Origin of the sequence: Roseburia sp. AM51-8, from assembly GCF_003478275.1 — a bacterium.
Lineage (GTDB): Bacteria > Bacillota > Clostridia > Lachnospirales > Lachnospiraceae > Pararoseburia > Pararoseburia lenta.
In genome coordinates, this window is the sequence record NZ_QUEY01000001.1 from 192,283 (window position 1) to 218,666 (window position 26,384).

Annotated in this window: 22 protein-coding genes and 1 pseudogene; 22 read left to right on the plus strand and 1 reads right to left on the minus strand. The window is 40.7% G+C overall.

Translation table 11 applies throughout. The annotated features are described in order from the left end of the window. Position 1 precedes the first annotated feature (1 nt). The 19 genes and pseudogenes from DW996_RS01045 (at position 2) to DW996_RS01130 (ending at position 22,763) form a co-directional block, all read left to right on the plus strand. Positions 2-4,681, plus strand: a complete 4,680-nt coding sequence (locus DW996_RS01045) for an Ig-like domain-containing protein (protein WP_147403504.1) — start codon at positions 2-4, stop codon at positions 4,679-4,681. Positions 4,682-4,764: 83 nt separating this feature from the next. Next, positions 4,765-5,538: a PP2C family protein-serine/threonine phosphatase gene (locus tag DW996_RS01050; RefSeq protein WP_118534604.1), complete on the plus strand. Its 774-nt coding sequence runs from the start codon at positions 4,765-4,767 to the stop codon at positions 5,536-5,538. A 12-nt stretch (positions 5,539-5,550) separates the two neighbouring features. Then, positions 5,551-7,272, plus strand: coding sequence for a serine/threonine-protein kinase (locus DW996_RS01055; protein WP_118534605.1), 1,722 nt, complete (start codon positions 5,551-5,553; stop codon positions 7,270-7,272). Next, on the plus strand, positions 7,265-7,819 hold the full coding sequence (locus DW996_RS01060) for a hypothetical protein (RefSeq protein WP_118534606.1): 555 nt from the start codon (positions 7,265-7,267) through the stop codon (positions 7,817-7,819). Before DW996_RS01055 ends, DW996_RS01060 begins: the two co-directional genes overlap by 8 nt. Positions 7,820-7,846: 27 nt before the next feature. After that, the gene (locus DW996_RS01065) at positions 7,847-8,365 is read left to right on the plus strand and encodes a DUF6382 domain-containing protein (RefSeq protein ID WP_118534607.1); all 519 of its coding nucleotides are present in this window, start codon (positions 7,847-7,849) and stop codon (positions 8,363-8,365) included. Next, entirely contained in the window at positions 8,323-8,898 is a 576-nt protein-coding gene (locus DW996_RS01070) for an FHA domain-containing protein (protein ID WP_147403505.1), read from the plus strand. Before DW996_RS01065 ends, DW996_RS01070 begins: the two co-directional genes overlap by 43 nt. Positions 8,899-8,917: 19 nt before the next feature. Next, positions 8,918-9,850 (plus strand): FHA domain-containing protein, encoded by a 933-nt coding sequence (locus tag DW996_RS01075; RefSeq protein ID WP_118534609.1) that lies wholly within the window; start codon positions 8,918-8,920, stop codon positions 9,848-9,850. Between the two features lie 5 nt (positions 9,851-9,855). Beyond that, entirely contained in the window at positions 9,856-10,851 is a 996-nt protein-coding gene (locus DW996_RS01080) for an FHA domain-containing protein (protein WP_158575139.1), read from the plus strand. A gap of 1 nt (position 10,852) precedes the next feature. Next, positions 10,853-11,905 (plus strand): AAA family ATPase, encoded by a 1,053-nt coding sequence (locus DW996_RS01085; RefSeq protein WP_118534611.1) that lies wholly within the window; start codon positions 10,853-10,855, stop codon positions 11,903-11,905. 13 nt (positions 11,906-11,918) lie between these two features. Continuing rightward, positions 11,919-16,916: a DUF6531 domain-containing protein gene (locus tag DW996_RS01090; protein WP_118534612.1), complete on the plus strand. Its 4,998-nt coding sequence runs from the start codon at positions 11,919-11,921 to the stop codon at positions 16,914-16,916. Between the two features lie 24 nt (positions 16,917-16,940). Next, complete coding sequence (locus DW996_RS01095) at positions 16,941-17,297, plus strand: hypothetical protein (protein ID WP_118534613.1); 357 nt, start codon at positions 16,941-16,943, stop codon at positions 17,295-17,297. Then, the gene (locus tag DW996_RS01100) at positions 17,249-17,800 is read left to right on the plus strand and encodes a hypothetical protein (RefSeq protein ID WP_147403506.1); all 552 of its coding nucleotides are present in this window, start codon (positions 17,249-17,251) and stop codon (positions 17,798-17,800) included. Before DW996_RS01095 ends, DW996_RS01100 begins: the two co-directional genes overlap by 49 nt. A gap of 134 nt (positions 17,801-17,934) precedes the next feature. Beyond that, positions 17,935-18,540 (plus strand): DUF5684 domain-containing protein, encoded by a 606-nt coding sequence (locus tag DW996_RS01105; RefSeq protein ID WP_118534615.1) that lies wholly within the window; start codon positions 17,935-17,937, stop codon positions 18,538-18,540. Between the two features lie 41 nt (positions 18,541-18,581). Next, positions 18,582-18,647 (plus strand): annotated as a pseudogene (locus DW996_RS14985) (zinc-ribbon domain-containing protein); the annotation flags it as partial. Between the two features lie 48 nt (positions 18,648-18,695). Further along, positions 18,696-19,406, plus strand: coding sequence for a hypothetical protein (locus tag DW996_RS01110; protein WP_147403507.1), 711 nt, complete (start codon positions 18,696-18,698; stop codon positions 19,404-19,406). Between the two features lie 133 nt (positions 19,407-19,539). Next, the gene (locus DW996_RS01115) at positions 19,540-20,409 is read left to right on the plus strand and encodes an N-acetylmuramoyl-L-alanine amidase family protein (protein WP_118534617.1); all 870 of its coding nucleotides are present in this window, start codon (positions 19,540-19,542) and stop codon (positions 20,407-20,409) included. Between the two features lie 155 nt (positions 20,410-20,564). Continuing rightward, entirely contained in the window at positions 20,565-21,023 is a 459-nt protein-coding gene (locus DW996_RS01120) for an S-ribosylhomocysteine lyase (protein WP_118534618.1), read from the plus strand. A gap of 29 nt (positions 21,024-21,052) precedes the next feature. Continuing rightward, positions 21,053-21,739, plus strand: coding sequence for a 5'-methylthioadenosine/adenosylhomocysteine nucleosidase (locus DW996_RS01125; protein ID WP_118534619.1), 687 nt, complete (start codon positions 21,053-21,055; stop codon positions 21,737-21,739). 43 nt (positions 21,740-21,782) lie between these two features. Then, positions 21,783-22,763, plus strand: coding sequence for a diaminopimelate dehydrogenase (locus DW996_RS01130; protein WP_118534620.1), 981 nt, complete (start codon positions 21,783-21,785; stop codon positions 22,761-22,763). A gap of 76 nt (positions 22,764-22,839) precedes the next feature. Here DW996_RS01130 and DW996_RS01135 read toward each other — a convergent pair whose 3' ends face one another. Beyond that, complete coding sequence (locus DW996_RS01135) at positions 22,840-23,019, minus strand: hypothetical protein (protein ID WP_118280884.1); 180 nt, start codon at positions 23,017-23,019, stop codon at positions 22,840-22,842. A gap of 194 nt (positions 23,020-23,213) precedes the next feature. Between DW996_RS01135 and DW996_RS01140 the strand changes: the two genes are divergently transcribed. The 3 genes from DW996_RS01140 to DW996_RS01150 all read left to right on the plus strand — a co-directional run bounded on the left by DW996_RS01140 (position 23,214) and on the right by DW996_RS01150 (position 26,363). Next, complete coding sequence (locus DW996_RS01140; RefSeq protein ID WP_118280885.1) at positions 23,214-24,371, plus strand: PucR family transcriptional regulator; 1,158 nt, start codon at positions 23,214-23,216, stop codon at positions 24,369-24,371. A 144-nt stretch (positions 24,372-24,515) separates the two neighbouring features. Then, complete coding sequence (locus tag DW996_RS01145) at positions 24,516-24,746, plus strand: polya polymerase (RefSeq protein ID WP_118280886.1); 231 nt, start codon at positions 24,516-24,518, stop codon at positions 24,744-24,746. Between the two features lie 153 nt (positions 24,747-24,899). Continuing rightward, on the plus strand, positions 24,900-26,363 hold the full coding sequence (locus tag DW996_RS01150) for an ATP-dependent helicase (RefSeq protein WP_158575141.1): 1,464 nt from the start codon (positions 24,900-24,902) through the stop codon (positions 26,361-26,363). Positions 26,364-26,384: the final 21 nt, after the last annotated feature.

The following is a 26,384-nucleotide window of genomic DNA, read 5'->3' on the forward strand; positions in this document are numbered from 1 at the left end:
TATGATAGTAGGAAATCATGGAAAGGTATTGTGTGATGGTCAAGAGATTTCCGGATCAATAAATGTAAAAACGAACAAAACTTTTGTTGCAGTTCCGAATGTTGGATATTATGTGTCTACTGTTAAGGTGTCAGACGTCGAGTTGGCATTTGCTACTAATAATATCAACGCAGATGGATCTTATGATATCCCTTATGCATATACAGAGGGTAAATCAAACGATACCATAGAGGTTTCTTTTGCACCGGTGACAACAAAGCCAGTAGAAGAACTCAGTGTGTTTGGCGTTGATAGTAGTAAGTATTATAAAGAAGATACTTCTTTCTATACAAAAGATGCCCTTACATTGACAAATGCCAGAGTGACAATTAGTGCGACGGGAAATGGTGCAACATCATATGATTTTAAGCCTAGTCAGAGTATTGGTACATCATTTGAGGGTACATTCTATACATTCGATCAAGGGGCTGGTTCTTATGCGGCTATGATTAGCGGTTACACATTAACACTTAAACAGGACAATGAGGCTCCAACGATCAAAGATGCAAAGGGAAGTAGTTGGACGACAGATCAAAAGGTATGGATCGGTGGCAATCAGACAGGAGACACAGTAGAGGTCGGAGGAAAGATTCAGGATGATGGTACCGGCGTAAAGAGCGTTAAGTATATGCTGAGCGTTGGCGAACCAAGCGACTGGACGCAAGCAACAGAGATTTCTTTGCAACAGGATGGTACATTTTCACTTGCTATCGAAAAGAACATTCTGCTTAGTCAAACAGAAGCCAAGTGTTATATTCAGGCGCTTGATTTCCTTGGAAATGAAAGGGTAGTGCATTGTGCATTTGCCAAGGATGAGACAGCGCCAAAGTTAGAAATCACGGTCAATGAAAAGCATGGATCGTTGATATTTTCAAAAGGAACAGTGAAAGTATCAGTTAAGGCAAAAGATGAAGCCGGAGATAATGAAACGGACATCTCTGGCATTAATGCAGATACTTTTAAAGTATATGTCGATAATGTAGAGCAAGTTATTGATGGTGATGCTGTCAAAAAAGAAGGTAGCGGAAATACATATACAATTACAATAAAGGACGTTGGAAGAGCGGATCATGAGATTACGGCAGAAGTAGTGGACAATGCTGGAAATAGAACTTCGACAGGTGATAACAAGACGCATATTCGTTACGATGAGGAAAAGCCGGAAGTGGCAAACGTGACTGCGGCTGAGAACTCAAAACTGACACAAAAAGCAGATACGTTTTACTATAAAAATACAGATCAGTTGTCCGTTGATGTAGGATTGACTGATAATATCGGTATGCGTTCCTATGAAATTGAGACAAAAACATCTGGAGTTACATTATCAGACACAAATTATCCGGATAATAATACAGGAAAAATCACGCATACATTTGTAGATGCAAGTGAAGATATAGTGTATCACACAGATGAGCGGGTGAAGTTGAACTTCAATGTATCTGATGAAAATGTGTCTGTTATTACCTGTACAGTAAAAGTTATAGATTTAGCAGGCAATGAATCAGAGATTAGGACATTGACTTTTGAAAAAGATGATGTTGCTCCACAATTCACAACAGATGAGTCCAGTATTTTGAAAAAATCTGGACAGACAGCAACATTGACAGGGGATAAGTATTATATTGATGCCAGTAATAAACCGGTCACAGTAAGCACGATCGTTAAGGATGATAAGTCAGGTGTCGCAAAGATCCAGTTGTTAAATAATACGGAAGTATGTGCGGTATTTCCTTCCGAAAATGCGACATATGATTCAAAAACGGGCAAGGTGACCTTTAAAAATGTTGCATTAAACGATGGCGATAACTGGTTTACGGTTGTTGCAATGGACTTACAGGGAAATACGACGGAAAGCCCGGTTGGACTTTACACGGATAACAAGGCGGTTACCTACGATAGCAGTTTGCCTACCATCATTGCTACGATCACAGGTGATCAGAGTACGACGACAATAGCCAATCCGAATGCTGATCCGACTTTTTACTATCAGAATAGTAGAGATTTGGATAATGCGAACCTAAAGATTGTTGGTCAGGATAATGAGGGACTTGTAAGTCTGGTGGTAAAGACTGGAGAGACTGAGCATCCGGTAGACATCACAAAGCAATCTGTGAAGCAGTGGGAAGTTGAACTGACAGGATCTACTATTTATGGATGGTTAAATCAGTCAGATGGTGATGTCGCAATTATTGCAACGGACTTATCAGGTAATACATCCGCAGTAAAAACAATACATTTTGTGCAAGACAAGGCTGGCGCGGAAATTAACAATGTACAAGTTGCTGGTACTACAATTGATGCAAAGGGAGCAGATAATACTTACCAGTATTTCTTTCATGCTGGTTCCGTTACGATGACAGCAGATATTATTGATGCTTTATCAGGTGTACGAAGCATTACATATACAGTCGCAGATGAAAACGGAACGACAAGAAGTGGGGCTGGAGCAAGTGTTGCAATCGCAGCTCCGTTTAAGGGCATGGTTACCTATACTGTGTATGACAAGGTAAATAATAAGAGTGTCTATCAGACCAAGGGCATTGTGGTAACCAACGGAACTACAGGTAATGCAGTTATGACAACAAGCTCCACTGGTGTATCAGATGCAACTGGTAATCCACTATATGGAAAGGATACATCTGTCGCAGTTGATGTCGTAAATACATATGCTGGCATTGAAAGTATTTCTTATGCAGTTATTGCGCCATATAATACGGAGAATAATACAGAAGCAACGATTTTCCCTGGCACAGAAGGCTGGGAAACAGCAAGAGATGCTAATGGAATGGCAACAAAAATGACCGGAAGTATCCCTGTTACGAACAATAGTAACAATATTACGGTGTCTGTGACGATACGTGATAAAGCGGGAATTGAACAGACATTTAGCAGGACTATCAGTATAGATAAGACGGCGCCATCTATTAGTGTTAGTTATGACAACAACAATGTAGATAGTGGAAATCGCTATCGCGCCGATAGAACCGCTACTATAATCGTAAGAGAAAGAAATTTTAATGAGAATGATTTTAGATTAAATATTACAAATAGTGCTGGAAATGCCCCATCGTTATCGGGATGGACAGAATATTTGGATACAGAAAATCCGGATAACAGTGCACATGTTGCAACACTTACCTTTACCTCAGATGGTGATTATGTCATGGATATGTCATACGCAGATGTGGCTTCCAATGCAGGAAACCTTGTCGCAACACAGAGTTTTACGGTCGATAAGACAGCACCATCGATCAGTGTTACTTTTGACAATAACAGTGCTTCCAATGACCATTATTTTGCACAAAGCAGAGCAGTTACGATCACTGTCAATGAGCATTACTTTGATGCGTCCCGTGTCACTGTCAGTGGTACGGCAACAAATGATGGGACAGCCATTGCCTTTCCGGGAATCAGCGGATGGACAGATAATGGAGACCAGCATACCGCAACAATCAACTTTACGGCAGATGGGGATTATCAGTTTACTGTAAATGCACAGGATCAGGCAGGAAATGCTGCGCCGGAATATGCGGTAGCAGAATTTGTAGTTGATCAGACCGCACCTACTATTACCTTTGGTGGTGTAGAAGATCAGGCATCTTACAATGATGTGGTGGAACCGACGGTTACATTTGAAGATGTCAACTATGACAGCAATAATGTCAATATTACTCTGGTTGGTGCAAATCAGGGACAGGTAAATTATGGCAGTGGTGCTGGAGATTCTAACAATGGTCAGACCATTACTTACAGTGATTTTGAACACACAGCAGAAGTGGATGATATCTATACCCTGACAGCAACCATTACGGACATGGCGGGTAACAACTTTGAAGATAGCATTACCTTCTCTGTCAACCGCTTTGGTTCTAACTATGAACTGGATGACAGTTTGAAGGAGATTCAGGGAAAATATATCAAAGGGCCGATTGACGTCGTATTTACAGAGACAAATGTAAATACACTGACAGAGGGAAGTTCCAAGATTGTTGTAAGTACCAATGGAACACCGAAGACTCTTACGGCAGGCAGTGACTATCAGGTGGCAAATGCAGGTGGTGGCGGTTCTTGGAGCCGATACACCTATACCATTCCAAAAGATGTCTTTGATGCGGATGGTACCTATATTGTGTCTGTGTATTCTGAGGATACTGCCGGAAATGTAAATGAAAATGATGCCGAGGGCAAGGATGCTGAGATTACCTTTGGTGTGGATGGAACGGCGCCGGTCATTTCCATGACAAATCTGGAAGAAAACGGCAACTACAATGCGACGAATTATGATGCAACTGTGAATGTAAGCGATAACCTTGTTCTGGAGGATGTTTCTATTGAATTAAATGGTGAGAAAGTGGAGGCAAAGGTATCAAATGACAATTATACCTTTAGCATCCCAGAGTCTACCGACAAGCAGACGGTCACTGTCGTAGCGACTGATGCAGCAGGCAACTCTTTGACGCAGGAAGTGAGCGGCATTGTCGTAACAACAAATGCGTTTGTCCGCTTCTTAAATAATACAAAGGCTTTGGTAGGTACGATTGTCGGCGTAGTAGCAGTAGGTGGATTTACAGCCTTTATCGTTATCAACGGAGGCATTGGAAGTTTACGCTTCCGTCCAAAGAAGGAAAAGAAAAGCAAGTAGAATATTATGGCAGATACCTTGTTATCAGGTGGATGACAGGGTATTTGTTGTACCTAAAAATAGGAATAAGGGAGCAGAAGTATATGCAGAATTTCTATGCGTATCACACAGATATTGGAATTAAGAAAAAAACAAACCAGGATAGTTTACTAATCAAAACAGCAGAAACAAATCAGGGGAAAATACTTCTTATGACCATATGTGATGGTATGGGGGGACTCGCAAAAGGCGAAGTGGCAAGTGCATCTGTAATACGTGCATTTGACGAGTGGTTTGAAAAGGAACTTCCATATGTTTTGGCGGAAGAAGATGTTAAAGGAAAGATTAAAAAACAGTGGGATTCCATTCTACAAAAGATGAATCTGGAAATTACAAATTATGGTGTAAGAAAAGGAATTCAGTTGGGAACTACGGTCACATCTTTTCTGCTTTTGGAAAATGGAACTTATCTGGTATGTCATGTTGGGGATACTAGGCTTTATCGAATCACGGATACATCACTTACACAGTTGACAACAGATCAGACATTTATCGCAAGGGAAATACGCGAAGGTCGTATGACGCTTGAACAGGCAAAGTCAGATCCGAGACGAAATACACTTTTACAATGTGTAGGTGCATCACCGCAAGTGGATGTTGACTTTCTGGAAGGTAAAACTGAAAGAAATGACATTTATATGCTGTGTTGTGACGGATTCCGTCATGTATTGACTGACGATGAAATCCGTGTAAATCTGAGCCCGTCGGTTTGCACTGACGCAACGGTAGCAAAAAATCAACTGGTATATCTGGTTGAAACAAATAAGCAGAGAAAAGAAGAAGATAACATCACAGCGTTGCTTGCAAAAGTGTGGTAAGGGAGCAGGAAGTTGGCAGAAATAGGACAAGTTATTGATGGAAAATATGAAATTCTGACACTTATTGGTAAGGGTGGTATGTCAAAAGTATATCTTGCCAGAGATCAGAGATTAAATAAACAGTGGGCAGTTAAGGAAATCCAGAAGAACGCCAGAGATGAAAATGATGAGGCGGTATCGCAAAGTGCGATCGCGGAAGCGAACATGATCAAATCTTTGGATCACCCATATATCGTAAGAATAACCGACATTATCGAACTGGAGGATGTTATATATATTGTGGAGGACTTTGTCGAGGGGCAGACTTTAGGTGAAATCTTGGCAAAGGAAGGACCACAGCCACAGGAGCGAGTAATAAAGTGGGCAATTCAACTGTGCGAGGCACTGGAGTATCTGCATACCAGAGAGCATCCTATCATTTATCGTGATATGAAACCGGCAAATGTCATGCTTCGCACAGAGGGAGATAATTGGGATAATGACAAGATCAAAATCATCGATTTTGGTATTGCCAGAACCTATAAAGAGGATAACATTGAGGACACCAAGAGTCTTGGTACCAGAGGATATGCAGCACCGGAACAGTTCGGAGGTCAGGGACAGACGGATGCCAGAACGGATATTTATTGTTTGGGAAAAACGCTATATCATCTTTTGACAGGTAAATTTCCGTATGACAATATGGACCCGATCAGAACTTGGAATCCTATGCTTGATCCGGGCTTGGAAAACATTATTGAAAAATGTATCCAGCCGAAGCCGGAAGATCGTTTTCAAAGTTGTGCTGAACTGATTTATGCGTTTAAACATTATAATGAATACGGTGAAGCGTATCGAAACATGCAGAAGAAAAAACTGCATAAATTTATGGCTTCTGTGATGTCAGCACTGACTTTTCTTGTAGTGGGTATAGTCTGCTTACTGGTTCGCTCAAATATCAATAATGCGGATTACGATCAGAACATTTTACAGGCAGAAAAAGCAGCCACTGCGGAGGAAAAGATAGATTATTACGAGAAGGCAATCAACATTAAACCATCACAGATCGAGCCGTATACCGGTATGATCGAGGCAATGAAAGATGATGCGGTCTTTACCGTCGATGAATCCAATATTTTGACCAGTCAGATCACAACGAATGACGATGTCTTGCGTCAGCAGGATGGTTATCCTGAACTTGCGTTTGAAATAGGTAAGTTATACTGGTATTACTACGATTACGGAAATTCCGGTAATGGTGGAAGTTCGGATAATCAGGTCACAAGAATGAAGAGTGCAATTCAGTGGTTCAATGATGCAGTACAGTATGGTGATGAGAATGCATCTTATTATCAGATGAGTAAGGTATATGCTGCTATCGGAGAGTTTAATCGTGATATTACGATGAATGTGCAGGAGGCATCTGATCAAGGTCAGTATGAGGCATATTGGAACAATATCAAGGAACTGCTGTCTTATGTGGAAAACCTTGAGAATGCCAATGAGTTTGTACAATTGGAGATTTACAAATTGACATATTCCACCATTGAGACCTATGGAAAGAAATTGAAATCCGATGGTATCGAGCAGAGCGATATGCAATCCGTGTATGAAGAAGTGACGAAGGATATTAATGCTATGGAGACAACATCTGACACCACAGGAGATATTCAATCAGAATTAAAAAGTAGGGCGGTATCTGTACAGGATGCGATTACAAATGCCTACAGAGAGCAGGTGGTAAGTAATGAGTAGTGCGAATATTTTAATGTATGTAGCTATTGGTGCTTTTGTACTTGCCGCTGTATGTCTTGTTCTTGCAATTGTACTTTTTTTCCGACTTGACATTCGCGGTGTTGTCGGAGACTTAACAGGAAAAACTGTAGCAAGAGAAGTACAGACGATGCGTGCAGAAACAAAACAGTCAGAGGATTCTCACGAGAAAAAGCAGATTCCACATGGCATGACAACATCAACCAATCTTAGCAAATCAAAGTTGATAGATAAGAGAAAAAAAGCAAAAGAAGAGAACAAGGCAACAGATTTGGCTGGCAAGCAGGAATATATGATGTCCGATGAAAATGCAACAACATTATTAGATACAGATAATAATGCGACAACATTGCTGACACAGGAGGATGCTGCAACAACAGTTCTTTCATCAGAGGAAAATGCAACGACCTTGTTATCATCTGAGGGCGATGCAACCACACTGTTAAATAGCAGTCCTACAAGAGAGAAAGTATCTTTTAAGGTGTGCGATAGTATTATGATTCTTCATACAGAGGAAATGCTTGCATAAAAATACAGCGGATGGGAGAAGAAAATTATGGCAAATTACAAGGTGAGTAATCGAGGAGATTTTACAACAGTTACCTATCGACAGAAGGAAGCGTTACAGGTAAATCAGAGGGAGATGGGCTTGTTAGACCGAGGTCAGATCGCCGGTTTTATGAAACCTAGATGGGATATGGCAAACGAAATGTCCTTTTTGGCACCAACCTGTGTACCTCTCAAAAAGTATCTGGCAAAAGAAGGCACACTGGATAAGATATACAACGTGTTTGATAGAATTATTGGACTTATCTATCAGGTGGGAAACAATCAGTTAATGATTCAGAACTTGCTGGTGGATGTGAATTATGTCTTTGTTCGTCCCATGTCCAATGATGTTTTTATGATTTATGAACCTTATATAACCAACAAACCGCAACCCAATATTTTGGCATTCTTTATGCAGATCATATCGCTGGCGAAAATTAAGGATAAGGGACAGCAGATGCAATTGCAGCAGTTAGAGCATTTGTGTCTTCGCATACTCAGTTGCAGGAGTTGGAAGGTTATTTAAAGCAGGTGCGCCAACCACAGAATGGTATGATAAATCCGATGACCGGTATGGGTATGCAGGAACAGATTTTTGCGGGATCCATGGGAGGATTCCAACCGCAGCCACAGAATGATGTGATGGGAGATGAGGGGACGACCGTCCTGGGATATGAGGATGAGGGAACGACCGTATTGAACCCATCCATGCAGGAGACACCGGAGTTTGTAGAACCGGAGACGACCGTCCTTCGGAGAGAACCGGATGTTTTTCTGGTGAGAACAAAGGATGCTAGTAAAACGCAACTGGTCGGCAATGAGTTTTCCATTGGACGTTCTGCGGATAATTATATTGCGATTCGTGATAATACCGATGTAAGCCGCCAGCATGCAAAGATAACAATAGACCATGGAGTCTATGCAGTGACAGATTGCGGTTCTAAGAATGGGACAGTTTTGAATGGAAGAAATTTGATGCCGAATAATGCAGAATTGCTTCAAAATGGAGATGTTTTGGTGTTTGGTGGGGAAGAATTTACATTTGTGGTAGAAGAATAGAGTAAAAAGTGGGGCAAAGGTGGCTACAAATAAAATTAAGAAAAAGAAAAATGGAACAACTGTAATTTGGAAACGACTGCCAAAGGATTATATGACGAAAAATGATATTTATCTATTGGAGGATAAGGATATCAGAGGATTGTTTTTTCCAACAGAAATAAAAAGAAAAACAATCGTATATCAGATGCCAAAGGTTGAGTCACTTGAAGAATATTTAAAAAGAGAGATAACAGTATATCAATTTTATGCTGTTATTGTTCAAGTGCTTGAGATAGTTAAAAGCGCCGAGATATGTGGAGTACCACAGGAAAATATTATATATCAACCCAATCTTATCTTTGTAAAAAAAATGACAGAAGAAGTGTGCTTTCTATATTTAAGAGAACTGAGCCCCGGTATGAATGGAAATCCTTTTCAACTCATTCGTCAGTTGAGAGGGATGGTGGCAACAACAGATCGAAAAGCAATAAAAGAGTTTAATCAATTTCTCAAATATATAGAAGGAAATGCGCAATTGACCGTTCAGGTTGTAGAAACCTATATTCTTGAGAATTATCCCCAGATATATCAGCAAATAGAACGGATAGATGCTTGTAAGTTAAATAAAGCAGATGTGAGATATATAGGAGATCGAAAGAACAATAATCATAAAAGTGAATCATCCATGTGGAAATTAGTGAATGAAGTCAGTGGACAGGAAGTAATAGTTAATAAAACAAAATACTGTATTGGGAAGAGTACAGATAATGACTTGGTTTTAGATAGTGGAGCAGTGAGCCGGCATCATGCAATCTTATATAGACAGGAGACAGAATTGTTCGTAGAGGACTTGGGTTCGACAAACCATACATATATTAATGGACAATTACTAATTGGACATGTGAAAGGTAAACTGAACGGAGGGGATCAACTTCGTATTGCAAATATTGTGTTTCAAGTGATGAAGGAATAATGAGTATGGAAGAATATTTTGAAGGTTTAGTAACCGAGGTAGAAAATGATATTGAAACGGCATATGTATTAGAGAGTGAAAATCTGTTCTATGATATAGGATTTAGAGTTATGCAGAATGAAGAAAATCAAGCACTATTTCATTGTTATAAGTTGAAATACAATGGGAAGACTAAATTAGTGTATTTTACTAGCGAGTATCAATCTGTATATGATCTATGTGGACGAATTAGCATTGAGCGATTTTGTCTATTGATTGAAAAATTAACGCAGACCATCAATCAAATTGAAAGTTTGGGATTTTTAAATATGGCATTTGTAGATAATCGTTTGACACATATTTTTGTTGACCGTACAGAACAGAAGGTGAGAATTATCTATTTGCCTGTATCTGAGCAAAAGATCAGAAAAAATAAGAATATTTTTGAAAATGAGTTAAAATCTCAATTGATACGTTTAGTGGAAGAACGTTATCCGATGTCTGAGACGAAGACAGGAGCATTGCTTCAAATCTTAAAGGATGCAACCTTGACGTTACAACAAGTAGGAAGTATGGTTGCAAATATTGGCAGTGACATGAATGGCATGCAGTTAACTTCAACAGAGAAATTGAAGACGCAACTACTTAATCAAAGTGCAAAGGCGATGGCAGAAGAACATATTATGCACTCAAGTGGAATAAGAACAAATGATGCTGTGATGCCGATGGGTGAGTGGAGGTTAGAAGGAGTTAATAATCCATATATTTTTCTTATAGATAAACAGGAATATGTTATAGGGAAAAGTAAAGAACGCGTTGATGGTGTGATAACAGACAATCCAGCTGTAAGCCGCGTGCATTGTAAATTTGTAAAACAAAGAAGTTTATTGACGCTTACGGATTTGGGGAGTGCAAATGGAACTTATGTAGATGGAAAGAAATTAGTGGCAAATGTATCGCAGAATATAATGCCAGGAAACCGTATTCGAATAGCAAATATGGATTTTATTATACGAGGATAGAATGATGGAAAGACCTTTAGTTGTAATTGCCGATATGGATGAGGAATATTTAGCAACCTTAGAGTACAAATTTTTAGAACAGCTGGGTGATCAGATTGAACTTGAAGTGATTTCAGATGGAGCATATTTTCAATCTTATCTCAATCATCCAATTACGGCAGAAATATTTATTGTTGATGAGGAAATGTATTTGTCAGAATTGAAAAAGCATAATATAGGTCATTTATTTGTGCTTACAGATGAACAGAAACAAGATGGTAGCACAGAGGATTTGTCAACAACCAAAGTATATAAATACATGAGCATTCGGGAATTGTATAACGAAGTGACTTATATGAGTGAACAGGTTTTGCAAGGATATGCTGAGGATACGAAAAATACAGAAGTGATTGCATTTTACTCGGCTATTGGCGGATGTGGGAAGACATCCGTATCCTTAGCATTGGCAGGGTGTCTGGCAAACAAGCATAAGCGTATTTTGTATATTAATACGGAGTCAGTGCAAAATTTTGCGTATTATCTAAAAGATGCAAGTGGTTTGCCAGGAGAAGGCTATCGTGCACTGCGTGAAGTAAATGTGTATGAAAAAATCAAATGCTTTATTAGGAAAGAAAAGTTTTCATATCTTCCGCCACTTACTACAACGTTAGATGCCCGAAATCTTTCGTTTGAAGTTTATTATAAACTGATTCAAGATGCTCGAGATAGTGGTGACTATGATTATATTTTTGTGGATTTGGAATCAGGATATGAGAATGAAAGATTGCGAATCTTGCAGGATGCAGATCGTGTGATTATGATTGTTTTACAGGATGAATTTGCTGTGTATAAGACATATTATTTGCAACAATGTATGGATATAAGAAATCGAGAACATTATATGTTTGTGTGCAATGCATATAATGATGCAGGAGAAAATGCGTATGTGCAGTCAGATATGCAGGCAATGTTTCCAATCAAGGAATATATAGAACGGAGTGTTGTACCAATGAAATCATTGCAGCAACTAACAGAACTTGAGGGGATAGAAAAATTGTCATACGCATTTATTTAAGGAGGTATGAAAAATGTATCGGGATTTTACGGAGCAAGCAAAGAATCAGCTAAAAGGATATATTGATGATGTGACACCACAGGGATTCTTTGAGACTCTGGGAGACCGTATCACAGATTTTTTCAGAAATTTTGTGGAATCGGATATCACAAACTATGCCGGCAACTTTCAAGGGTATCAGAAACGAATCTTAGATGTAAAAAATGTAGGAAAGAGGAACATTGACAAACTTTTTGATAAAGAGTGGGGCATAGAAGATTCTTATAAGAATTGGCTGAGTGGTGCCTGTGATACTTATGATGATGAATTGATTAAGAGCTTCAGAGCATTGAGTAACATGTTGGATGCAAAGGGAGCAGGTTTTCATTTTAGTAGGCAAAATCTGGATGATTTCAAGAATGCAAGTGAGGCCGTTAGTGAATCCTCTGCTCAGATTGCTACGGCAAAAGAAGAGATCAAGACAAAAGAAAAAGAGATAGAGAAACTGAAGAAGGAGAAAAAGGGAAAAAGAGGTGAGTACAACCTCTTTAGTGCAGATCCAGTCAACCTTGCTACCGGAAACTTTATCTATGAGAAGACGGATATCAGACCAGAGGGAGAAATGGCGCTGTCATTCCGTCGTTTTTATAATGCTCAGGATAAGACTATGGGGGTGCTGGGACAGGGATATCGCCATAATCATGAGATTGCATTGCAAGAAGAAAAGAACGAAGTGGAAGTCATCATGGATGATGGAGGAGTCCGCTTTTTTGTAATGACAGAGGAAGGATATAAAGGAGTACTTGCGACCAGAGACCTGTTGGAAAAAGATAATGAGGGAGATGAGACGCAGTATGTCATGACGACACCGGAGGGGGAGAAGTATCGCTTCAATGCCCTTGGAAAATTGCTTGAACGAGAGGATTCAAATGAAAGAAAGATTTGTTATACTTATAATGAAGCGGATCAGCTTGTGCGTGCGGAGAGCGATAGGGGAGACTTTCTGATTTTTGACTATCATTCGAACGGTCGTCTGGCAAGTGTCACTGACAAGTCAGAGCGAATGGTACGCTATGTCTATGAGAACGAGCATCTGGCAGAAGTCATTATGGCAAATGGAAACCGATACTACTATCGTTATACACAAAGTGGGGAGATGCAGGAAATCAAAAATGCCAGAGAAGTCATAACGGTTAAAAATACCTACGATGAGTGGCATAGGATTATTCGTCAGGATTTTCCAGATGGAAGTAAGATGCTGTATGAGTATCAGGGGAATGAATTGATACTGACAGAAAGAAACGGAAGTAAGATTATATATACCCATGATGAGAAACTGCGTAATACAGATGTCAAGTATGAGGATGGTACATGGGAACACTATGAGTATAATGAAAAGAGCCAAAAGATACTGGTAAGAGACCGAAATGGAAATACAACAAGATACAGTTATGATGCCAAAGGAAATGTCGTCAAGGTAATCAATGCCTTAGGGCAAATTTCTACAATGACTTATGACGCTAGCAATAATTTATTAACTGTAAAGATCAATCGCGTAGAAATGGTCAAAAATGTTTATGATAAACGAGGCAATATGATTTCATCGACAGAAGCAGGTGGAGATCAAAAAAGTTATCAATATGATGACATGGGAAGATTAATTCATATAGAAAATGCAGATCATGAACAGACAGAAATCTTCTATACAGAAAATGGACAGATTGAAAAGACGATTGATAATGGTGTAGTGACAACTTATCAGTATGATGATAGAGGAAATGTTATTCAAGTCACAGATGCTTATGGGAATGTAACGAAATATGCTTATGATATTAATGACCAGATTATACATATTGAAAATGCCATTGGTGAAGAAGCATACTTAGAATATGATTTCTTGGGCAATGTAACGAAAATTACAGATTTTGACGGGCATAGTATTGAGACGCAATATAATGAACTTAACAAAGAAAGTAAGGTTATAGATAAAGAAGGCAATGCAATCACATATGAATATGATTCTATGTGGAACATTGCGGGGGTGTATTATCCAAACGAAACATCTATACAATATCAGTATAACCCCGATAATCACTTGGAAAGTGTTATGGGGTCTGCTTGTGATACGCAAAAATATCAGTATGATGCTAATGGCAATTTGATTAGTGAAGAAAACGGCAATGGAGAAAAGACCCGATATGTATATGACAGTTTAGACAGGATCAAAAAGGTGATTGATGCGCGAGGCTATACAACGGGCTATGCTTATGATGCCTATGGCAATATCATTGAGAAAATAGATGCCAAAGGAAATAAGTGGAATTGGGCATATGATAAAGAGGGAAGATGTATTTCAGAAACTGATCCAAAAGGTAACAGTACACATTATGAATATACCAGAGGCGGAAGATTAGAAAAAAAAGTATTACCGAATGGTGCATGGGAAGCCTACAAATATGAGGGAGGGCGGATTAAGGAACATCAAAAATCCGTAGGTGATGTAATTCAGTATACCTATGACAGAAACGGGAAATTGACTTCTCAAGAGAATTGCTTGGGTGAAAAAATCGAGTTTATCTATGATGTGCTTGGACGTTTAGAGAGTATTATTTTGCCATCAGGTAGTCAGAGAAAATTTATATATAATAGTGTAAATCGAGTGACAGAAATTCAGGATGAGAATGGAAATGTAACGCAATATACTTATTCCCCAAATGGCAATATGACATCGGTTACAGATGCCATGGGAAATAGGACAGATTACAAGTATGACTGCATGGGCAATCTGATTGAGATTACGCAGCACGGAGAACAGGAAGAGAGTCAGGTTACGAAATATATTTGGAATGAGAAAAGCCAGATTACGCAAATCATAAATCCGCTTGGAGACGGGGAAACTTATGCATACGATTTGGCGGGAAATCTTGTTTCTAAAATAGATGGAGACGGCTATGTGACACAGATGGCTTATGATGCCGTAGGAAATATAGAAAAGATAACATATGCAGATAATACGGCGGTTGGCTTCTTATATGATGAACTGAATTTGGTAAAAGAAATTCAGGATTGGAATGGAATTACTAGTATTGTAAGTGATGCGCTGGGACATCCAACTAAAATCACGGATGCAGAGGGAAAGAGTCTTGCATATGAATGGAGCAGTACCGGAGAAAGAAGCAAGGTTGTCTACCCAGATGGAAGTGAAGTCTCTTATCAATATGATGCGAATGGTCTGCTTTCGCATTTGGAAACGAAAGATGGAATCATTTCATATTACTACGATAAATTAGGACGACTGGTACAAAAAGATCTGCCGAATGGTATTAGTGAAGAATTAAACTATACGGTCAATGGTCAGATATCCCGGATGCAGAGTAAAGGAAAGGATCATTTTGAGGAATATCAGTATAGATATGATGCAGCAGGAAATAAGATATGGGCGCAAAAACAAAGAGGACTTGGGCAAACAATGCCGAAGGTGCAGGAGTACGCATATGATAGAATCAATCAACTTGTAAAGGTTGTAGAGAATGATGTGGTGCGCAGAGAATACCAATATGATTCCTTTGGTAATAGAACTGCATTGCGAGAATATATGGGTCAGGGGTCGAATCGACAAATCCAGTATTTGTATAATGTTGCCAATCAGCTGATACAAAAAACAGAAGATGGCAATCAATACACATATAAATATGATAAAAGAGGTAATTTATCAAAAGTCGCTGAAGAAAAACGGGAGATACGGAACTTTATCTTTGATGAAAAAAATCTTTTACGTAAGGTGCAGGATTTTAACGAAAATCATTATGATGAGATCGAATATCAATACAATGGCTTAGGTTATCGAACGCAAGCAACTACGAAAAGGCGTAATGAAAAAATCATGGCAGATACCTTTACGATTGATATGACCAAACAGTACAAAAATACGATTGGGATGGTAAGAACAAAAGAAAATAGTAAAGTTGAAACAACCAATTTCGTTTATGACTATAATATTGTGCAGTTTGACAAGGATAATGTCATCAATTATTATTTTAACGATGAACTAGGGTCGGTAATGAGCCTGACGGATGCATCTGGAAATGATCAGATATCCTATCATTATGACGAATTTGGAAATATTGACCAGACAGATTCGACAAAGATTGACTATCAGCCATTTGGTTATACCGGATATCAGTTTGACCCTTGTGAGGGACTTTATTATGCACAAGCTCGTCGCTATGATGCCCGAAATGGTCGATTTATCAGTCAGGATAAAGTGCCGGGAAGTCAGGAAATTGTCTTAGCATTGCATCGTTATATTTACTGCGCAAACCGTGTATTTTATTATGTTGATCCAGATGGTTTAATGCCACATATACTAGCTGGAGCACTGGTAGGGGGGATTGTCGATGGTGGGATGGAAATTATTACCCAGATTGTCGATGGAGAATTTGATCCTCTGGATATACATTCTTGGATGAAGGTCGGAGTTGCTTTCGGTGGAGGTCTTGTCAAAGGAGGTTTGACAGCTGCAGGTGTACCACCGACACTTGCCAATACTTTAGTGAATGCGGCAACTACCTATGGCAAAGACCTGATCGATGGAAAATCTAATGAAGAGATCGGTGTGGATGTGACGGCGTCGGTAGTTACGGATACTGTGATGGCTGTTGGAGGTGCAGTTGTAAAAAAGGCAGGGAAAGCAATAAAGAATACGAATGCAGCCAAGAAGTTGACCAAGATGGTTACAAAGTCAGAACCATACAAGGCAATTGACAATGTGCTTAAAAATAATCCGATTACAAAGGCGGCGAAAAAATCTGACCGTTATTACAGGATGGTTATAACCAAGGGACAAAAGTATAAGACTAGGGCACATGCAGCAACAATTGAAAATGGCGTCATAGCTGGATATTATAAAGGAATTATCGGAAAGATTAAAAAGATAATATTACCAAAAGACAGGCTCAAAGATGATGTGAAATCGCTGGTAAAACACAATTCTAAACTGGGAGTAGAAACTCTTATGGAGTGTGTAGCATGATGCTAAAAAAGGAGGCAAAGAGAAATGAAAACAAAAATCATTGCGAGTGGGGTTTCACTGATTGCATTATCCCTAATCAGTGGAATGATTGACCTACTTACCTATAGGAAAAACCCAAAGAACTATACCCGTTCTCTTAATAAGTTTACTATACGTACACCTGCGACAATGTGTATATATGGAATTATGGGTGTAGGTATGGCTTCGCTTTTGTTTATCGGATATTTCCTGTTAGCGAATGGTTTCGATGAAGGGACACCTTCTGGAACTACTATGATGGTGGTCATTATTGGGGTGGCTTTTGCATTAGGCTTGTTTGTTTTCTGTATCCTATGCCGGGATTTTGGGACATTGTTGTTGACGGAGATGACATTACGGTAATTAAATTATGGCTATTTAGAAAGTCGTTTAAAATTTCTGAAATTGACAAAGTCGTTATGAAAATCGGTGATATGCGTGTATACATAAAAGGAAAGAAACGCCCAGCATTCATGGTCGACGCTATGATGAATGGTGTGAATAATTTTCTGAAAAGAATGGATAAAGAGGGCATTCTCGTAGAAGATGACAGACCACAAGCAAATGCTGAAAAAGAAGAGTATCTGGATAAAGACCAAGAGGCGAAGATTACGGATAAGAATTATTTTATCAGTGTAGGGGTGGCAGTGCTTAGTCTGATTTATATGATAATGATAAGGCAGTTTATTTCCGTCTTTTTGATTTCAGCAGTCATACCATTTGTTGCATGGGGCTGGTTGGAATGCATCCGTTATACACCGCACAAGGAAGAAAAAGTCTATAAGGCGAATAAAGTGGCTGGCAAGATGAGTCTGATAGGCTTTATTCTGTTTGCTGTATTTGTGATAGTTGACATGATTTTTTAGTGGAAATTTAGATGGAAAGAATAGGTGATTAATCCTTCTCTTCTCATTTTTATTTTGTTTTTTAGACCAAAATGGTCTAAAATAATGATAAATATATATCAAAGAGATGAATCGAAAAAAGAAGGGAGAAACAAATGATTATTACTGTATTGACAATCGTAGCATTATGGAAAATGTTTACCAAGGCAGGAGAAGCAGGCTGGAAGTGTCTGATACCAATTTACAATGTTTATATTATGTATCAGATTGCGCGAAATGATGGCTTTGTAAAGATGATCATCTTTGCAGTAGCGGAAGGCTTGTGTTTTGCGCTTGGAGCAGGACTCATGGTGGCAGGTGCGATGGGAAGTCCTGTTGTGATGGTATTTGGTGTGTTAGCGTACATCGCAGGCATTGTAGCATGCGTCCTTTTGCTGATCGTTCAGTTTAGGATGTATGCAGATCTGGCACAGGCATTTGGGCATGAAAAAGGATTCGCATGGGGATTATTGTTATTGACCCCGATCTTTATCTGGATCATTGGACTTGGCAGTGATACATATGGTGGACAGGTTACTTATGGCAATGCAGGTGGTATGCAGAATATGGGAATGCCACAAGGAAATATGTCGCAGAATGGAATGGCACAAAACGGGATGCCACAGAATGGAATGCAGCAGTCCAACATGCCTCAGCAGAATTTGCAGCAGAACACAGGTGCCTATATGCCACCGCAGTATCAAAATAACGATCAGAAATAAAATAGACACAAAGCGGTTAAAACAACAAGAGAGGAATGAGTATGCAATGTCCAAAATGTGGTGCCTATAATGCAGATAATGCAACGAACTGCATGTCATGTGGAGCACCTTTAAACAGTCAAACAGCGCAAAATCCATATGGGAGCAATCCAGAGATGGCAGGGCAACAGCCAGCGACATCTGTTGTCAACAATATATGGGAAACTATGAAATGGCGTATTATTCGTGTGATGATAGGTGGAGTAATCGTCCTGGTTATTGCACTTGTCGCGAATTGGCTCCATCAATTTAAGCCGGATGAATATGTGCAGGCTATGTTTGATGTTGAGTTCAAGGCAGAGACGGAGGATTATGTTTCACAGGATATTGGTACGAAGGATGAGGTATTAGAGTGGCGCGGAGAAGAATTAGATGAAATGGTTGCTATGATAGTATCCAATTTTGAGGATGATGGTGTAGCGATTCCTGAAAAATCTCAGAAAAGATTATATAACATGTTTGATAAGTTGTTCCGTCAGGTTTCGTATGAAGTCAAATCAGCAGAAAAGATAGATGATCGGACTTACGGTGTGACAATCAGGTGTCAGAAGATGACCATTATGGATGATCTGCTTGATGATTTGTCAGAGGATGAACTGATGGGCAGGATATATAGCATGGATTTCTACAGTGTGTCATCGGAAGATGAAATGTGGGACATGATAGCAGAAGAGTATGTTGATTGGCTGGTGGACGGAGCCAATGCATGGCTGGATAATCCGGTATATGAGCAGCCGGAAGATCATATTGTATATGTGACAAAGAACGATCAGGATATTTGGGAAATCAGCAATGATGCTGACGAAATTTTAGATTGGTTGATGTAAAAGAGATGAGAAGGCAGGTCGAAGGACTTGCCTTTTTGATTGAGAAACAAATTATGGCAAGAAAAACACTATTAGTGTAAAATAGATTAGGATCAACTCGAATGAACAATTTCAGTAGAGAGGAAGCGGACTGATGATAAAGAAAAAACGATGGATCTTATTGGCAGCACTGCTTGCTGTTGTATGTGCGATACTGCTTGCTGGTTTTGCCTATAAAAAGCATAAGGAGACCTTGCCGGAAGAAGATATCTACGAACAGACAGATAATTCCGTGGCAGAAGATGATAAGGAAGCATCAGAGCCAATGGATACCGACCAGGATAAAAAACAGGACTCTGCGGTATCCGATGTGACAACCGAAGAACCTGCCGCCAATTCCCATGTGGTTGTGATTGATCCGGGACATCAAGGTCAGGGAGATAGCACAACAGAGCCAAATGGACCGGGCTCATCCACGATGAAGGCGCGTGTGGCAGGCGGTACACATGGTACGACCACAGGTGTATATGAGTATCAGTTGACCCTTGTTATCTCCCAGCAGTTGCAGGCGGAACTGGAAAACCGGGGCTATACGGTCTATATGACACGCACATCCCATGATGTCAATATCAGCAATATGGAGCGTGCGCAGTACGCAACAAGTGTAGGTGGTGAGATTGCAGTTCGCATCCATGCCAATGGGGTGGATAACGCTTCTGTCAGTGGGGCTTTAGCACTAGCACCATCGTCTTCTAATCCTTATATTGCATATTTATCAGACAGTAGTTGGAATCTGAGTAAGTGCATTTTGGATGCCTATTGTGCTGCTACCGGCATGCGAAATCAAGGTGTCAGCACCAGTGATACCATGACGGGCATCAACTGGAGTACAGTTCCGGTTACGATACTGGAGATGGGCTACATGACAAATCCGACAGATGATGTCAACATGGAAGATCCAGCCTATCAGGCACGCATGGTGCAGGGAATCGCAGACGGGATAGACGCGTATTTTGGTTTATGATAAGAATAGGAGAAGCAGGGATGGATCTTTAAAGATCTATCCCTGCTTTTTTATTGCTAACTGTCTTTGTGAAAAAATATACAAAAAAAGTAGGATATCTATACAAATCGTGTTATAATCATTCACGGATAAAATGTAGTAGAAAGGATGGAAAAATGGAAAGAATCAAGAGTTTTACCATAAATCATGATATTTTGATGCCGGGATTTTATATTTCCCGTGTCGATGGCGACATTACCACATACGATATGCGGACCAGACGACCAAATATGGGCAATTATATGTCAGATCTGACCATGCATTCTGTAGAGCATATGTTTGCCACATATATTCGTAATTCCGAGATCGCGGATGATGTGGTCTATTTTGGACCTATGGGATGTCAGACCGGCTTTTATCTGCTGATCCGTAATGCGGATGATAAGCAGGTCTTTGAGATCACCAAAAAGGTCTTGCAGGAGATCCTTGACCATGAAGGACCGGTCTTTGGCGCATCGGCTGTAGAATGTGGAAATTACCGCAATCTTGAACTTGCAGCAGCCAAGGAGGAGTGCAGGACTTATCTGGAAGTTCTGAAAAAGCAGACAAATATGGAATTTACCTATCCACAATAGGAAAACAAGAGAAATGGAGTAAAGGCAATATGAAAATTGGTATTATCGGAGCAATGCAGATCGAAGTTGACAATTTAAAAGCACATATGGAAGATGTGTCAGAGGAAGTTGTCAGTGGTGTTACTTTTACTAAGGGTACGATCGGTGGAAAAGAAGTGATCGCGGCGGTCTGCGGCGTTGGAAAAGTATTTGCAGCCATCTGTGCAGAGGCAATGATCCTGACTTATCATGTGGACTGTGTGATCAACATTGGTGTAGCAGGAACTTTGTGTGATGAACTGGGTGTTATGGATGTTGCCATTGCAAGCCGGGTTGTGCAGCATGACATGAACACATCAGCACTTGGAGATCCGGTTGGACTTTTATCCGGTTTAAATGAAGTATATCTGTCGGCAGACGAAAAGATTTATTCTGTTATTGAAAAATGTGTGGCAGCCAAGGGCATCAATCATAAAGTCGGCACAATAGCAACCGGTGATCTTTTCTTATCAAAGGAAAGCACCAAGAACCATCTGCACGAGCAGTTTGGTGCCATTGCAGGAGAGATGGAAGGCGGAAGTATCGGACAAGTATGTTATGTCAATCAAGTGCCATTTGCTATTTTGCGCAGTATTTCAGATGGAAAAGGCGCAGAAATGGACTATGCTACTTTTGCAGAAAAGGCAGCACAGGTCGGCATTGAAGTGATCCTTGATGTGATCGCAGAACTTGCCTAAGACAAAGATAGCATAGATAGAAATAGAATACGGAGGTAACAACATGAAAGTAGGAATTTTAGGTTATGGTAATCTGGGACGTGGTGTAGAAAGTGCGATCCGTCAGAATGATGACATGGAGTTGACCTGTATCATTACAAGACGAGATCCAAAGTCCATCACACCCGCAACGGAGGGAGTAAAAGTATATTCTGTAGACGAGATCGAAGATTTAAAAGACCAGATCGATGTACTGGTGCTCTGTGGTGGTTCCGCAACAGACCTGCCAAAACAGACACCGGAATATGCAAAGTATTTTAACGTGATCGACAGTTTTGATACACATGCAAGAATCCCGGAACATTTTGCAGCAGTTGATAAAGTGGCAAAAGAAAATGGACATGTGGCATTGATCTCTTGTGGCTGGGATCCAGGCATGTTCTCTTTGATGCGCTTATATGGTGCCAGTGTCTTACCGGAAGGTCAGGACTATACTTTCTGGGGCAAGGGCGTTAGCCAGGGACACTCTGATGCGATCCGCCGTGTTGCAGGTGTAAAAAATGGCAAACAGTACACGATCCCGGTAGAGAGCGCTTTAGAGGCGGTTCGTGCAGGCAAGAATCCGGAACTCTCCACGCGCGAGAAACATACCAGAGAATGTTTTGTCGTACCGGAAGAAGGGGCAGATCTTGCAAAAATCGAAGAAGAGATCAAGACGATGCCAAACTATTTTGCAGATTATGATACCACGGTACATTTTATCACGGAGGAGGAATTTGCAAGAGATCATGCAGGCATCCCACACGGTGGATTTGTCTTCCGCACAGGTGTGACAGGGCTTGAAAAAGAGCACAAGCATGTAATCGAATATAGTTTGAAATTGGATTCCAATCCGGAATTTACATCTTCTGTTATCCTGGCATTTTCCAGAGCCATCTATCGTTTGTCAGAAGAAGGGGTAAGCGGATGTAAGACCGTATTTGATATTGCTCCGGCATATCTGAGCCCACTTTCTGCAGAAGAATTACGTGCACATATGTTATAAGAAGACAATGCAAAACGCCTGACGGTTTATCCGTCAGCGTTTTTATTAAAGGAAAAAATATTAAAAAGATGTGAAATTAGCGAAATAATTTAGAAAAGAACGCCGATAGCATCTGCACAAAATTCTCCTTTTTTGCTATCAACTGATCGCAATAATCATAGCGCTCAGTTTTTACCCACTCAGGAGTAGGAGTACGAAATCCAAGTTCTGACAAACTATCAATGTAACCTACAGTAAGCATACCAAACACCTCCATCGATCTTCCTTCAACTTTTTCGTTGAACCTCTTTTCTGTTTACATCTATATTGTAGCACAAGAAATAGAGAAGACCATGGGTTGAAATCTTGAAAAAAAGCAAGAATTTTGTGACGATAGCACAAAAAGGTGCTATACTATAGCAAGAAGTAGGAAAACGCAGGACAAAAGAGACGATCTTTGGGAGAACACAAATGGGATTTACAGTGGAAGATATGCTGATCATTGCCAGAGACAAGTATAAAATGGAATTGGTGGCAGGGCAAAATGGCTGGGCAAATTCGATCTCCTGGCTGTTGATGGTAGAAGATACGACCATTATGGAGAATTTTAAAGGCAAGGAATTGGCGGTTACCATGGGGGCGGGTTTTCGCACGGAGCAAGATCTGCTTTCCCTCGTGGAGATCTTGGACAGGCATCATGCAGCAGGACTTGTGGTAAATACCGGATATTATGTAAAGGAAATACCGGCAAGTGTGCGCGCCTACTGCAATGCCCATGATCTGCCTTTGCTACAGGTTCCCTGGGTGATCGAGATGTCCGAGATGATCAAGGATCTGACGGTGCGGATCTTTTTGCAGACGGAGACAGATGAACAGATTTCGTCTGCCTTTATCAAATCCATCGAGAGTCCACAGCGCATCGAAGAATATCGTGAAAGATTATCGGCATCCTTTGATGTAGACGGGAAATTTCAAGTCGTGCTCATTACAACGGAGGGCTTGGACAGCATGGATACGCTGGATCGCAAGAGAATTGGCTACCGTTTGCAGATTTATATGGAAAATGTATCACATAATGCGCATTTCTTTTACTACAACGGCTATTTTGCCGTCATCATGAACGAAGTTAGCGAAACGCAGAAAGAAGACATCATACAGGGCTTTCTCATGCGGACGAGACACCGTATGCCGGATAAAACGATTTATTGTGGGGAAGGATCTGCTGTTTTGGATGTGGCAAATGTGCATATTTCCTTCGACAGAGCGGAATATGCCCTAAGATCAGCCATGCAAAGAAAACAGACCTTTTTACAATTTGACAAACTGGGCGTCGAGCGGATCCTGTATTCGGTAACGGATGAACTACTCATGCAGCAGATGGGGAGTCAGACATTACAGCCTCTTTTGGACTATGATGCAGGACATCATGCAGATCTTGTGGAAACACTCTTTTGTTATCTGAAAAATAATGGTAGTGTGAAAGCGGTCGCGGATGAGATGTTCATTCACAAAAATACCATCGTTTACCGTATGAGCAAGATCAAGGAATTGCTGCAGGCTGATCTGGAGTTGGGTGAGGAGCGCATGGCTTATTATCTGGCATGCCTGATCGTGAGAAAAAATCATTGACACTTTCTTTCGTGACTTCAAAGACAGAAAACGAAGAGTTATCAGGAAAAAGGTGAATTTTTATACGAAATGTAGAAAATGTGTACTCGTATTTTATTTGCCTGCGTTATGATATAGAAAACGAAGTGCAGAGGAGGAAAAAAGATGCATGATTTAAAAGATGGCGCTGATATTGTGCAGTTGATCAAAAAGACAAAGGAGTGTGCCGGTGAAGTCATTCTTCATACAGGTGAGGGGGATAAGTTGAACTTAAAATCTACATTATCTCAGTATGTATGTGTGGCAATGGTTGCAAAGCCTGAGATTCTCTTGAGAAGCAGCATTGAATGCTCTGAGGAGGACGCAAAGATTTTGGCTGACTTTGTAGAGGCATAATCAGACACAGTGCATTAGATATCGCCCGGGGCAGAATGAAACTCCCCGGGCGGTATTTTTATGTGCAAATGCATGCTTTTTCATTTAGTGAGAAGTATGCTATAATTCAAAAATATGCTTACACTAGACGAATTTATCAAAGAATTTCATATTATGTTAAATGACCAGCAACTGGCGGCGGTGCAAGCCATAGAAGAACCGACCCTGCTCCTGGCGGTTCCGGGATCGGGCAAGACGACAGTCCTTGTGACCCGCATCGGTTATATGGTCTACTGCAAGGGGATCGCACCGGAAGAAATATTGGTCGTTACCTACAACGTTGCCGCCAAGAGCGACATGCAAAGACGCTGTAAAAAGATGTTTGGTGAGGATTTATCCATGCGCGTGGAATTTCGTACCATCAATGGCATTTGTGCAAAGGCGATTGCCATGTATAGCCGTATGGTAGGGAAGCAGGCATTTGAACTGCTGAGTGATGAGGGAGAAAAGGCGCGGATCCTTGCAGGGATCTATCAGCGGATCGAACACGATTTTCCAAGTGAGAATGACTTGTCAGATCTGGCAACCCGCATCACCTATATCAAGAACCGCATGCTGTCTAAGGAAGAAATTGCCCGTCTGAATGCAGAGTGCGACTATGATCTTGCCAAGATCTATGAGGCATACCGGCGGGAAATGCGCGCACGCAGTCTCATGGATTTTGACGACCAGTTGGTCTATGCCTACACCATGTTTCGCAGTGCCCCGGCACTCTTGGATGCCTTCTGGGATCGTTATTCTTATATCATGGTGGATGAAGCCCAGGATACCTCCAAGATCCAGCATGCCATCATAGAACTTCTGGCAGGCAGGGAGCATCATCTCTTTATGGTAGGGGATGAAGATCAGAGTATCTATGGATTTCGTGCCGCCTATCCGGAGGCACTGCTTTCCTTTGAAGATCGCTATCCGGGGGCGCGTGTCCTTTTGATGGAGACCAATTACCGGTCGGATGCCGGTATTGTCGCGGCGGCGGATGCCTTTATCCGGCAGAATTCACTGCGTCACGAAAAACATATGCGTCCTTGGCACCAGGAGGCAGGCACGATCCGTACGATCGACATAGCCCGCAGAAAAGGGCAGTATGGATATCTGCTCAAAGTGGCACGGAACCTGATGGAAAAGGATGCGGGGGATCAAAAAACGACGGCGGTACTTTATCGCGATAATGAGAGCGCACTGCCTCTGATCGATCTTTTGGAAAAGCAGGAGATCCCTTACCGCATCAAGAATGCTGAGATCTCTTTTTTCTCTCACCGCATTGTAAATGATATCAGAAATATCATCCTCTTTGCCGCAGATACGACCAATGCGGAACTCTTTTTGCAGATTTACTATAAATTACAGTTCTTTATCAAAAAGGCGGATGCGGAAGCCATCTGCGCCCAGGCAAAAAGAGAGGAGATCAGTGTCTTTGATGCGGCACTTTCTTATTATGGCGAGGGCGATTGGACGGCAGGAAAAGTCAAAGCTATGCGCACCCATATGGCAAATATGATGCGGGAGCCCGCAGATAAGGCACTGTTCCGTATCCTAAATCCCATGGGATATCTGACTATGTCGAGCGTTCCGGATTAAAAAATACCAAGACGGAGATCT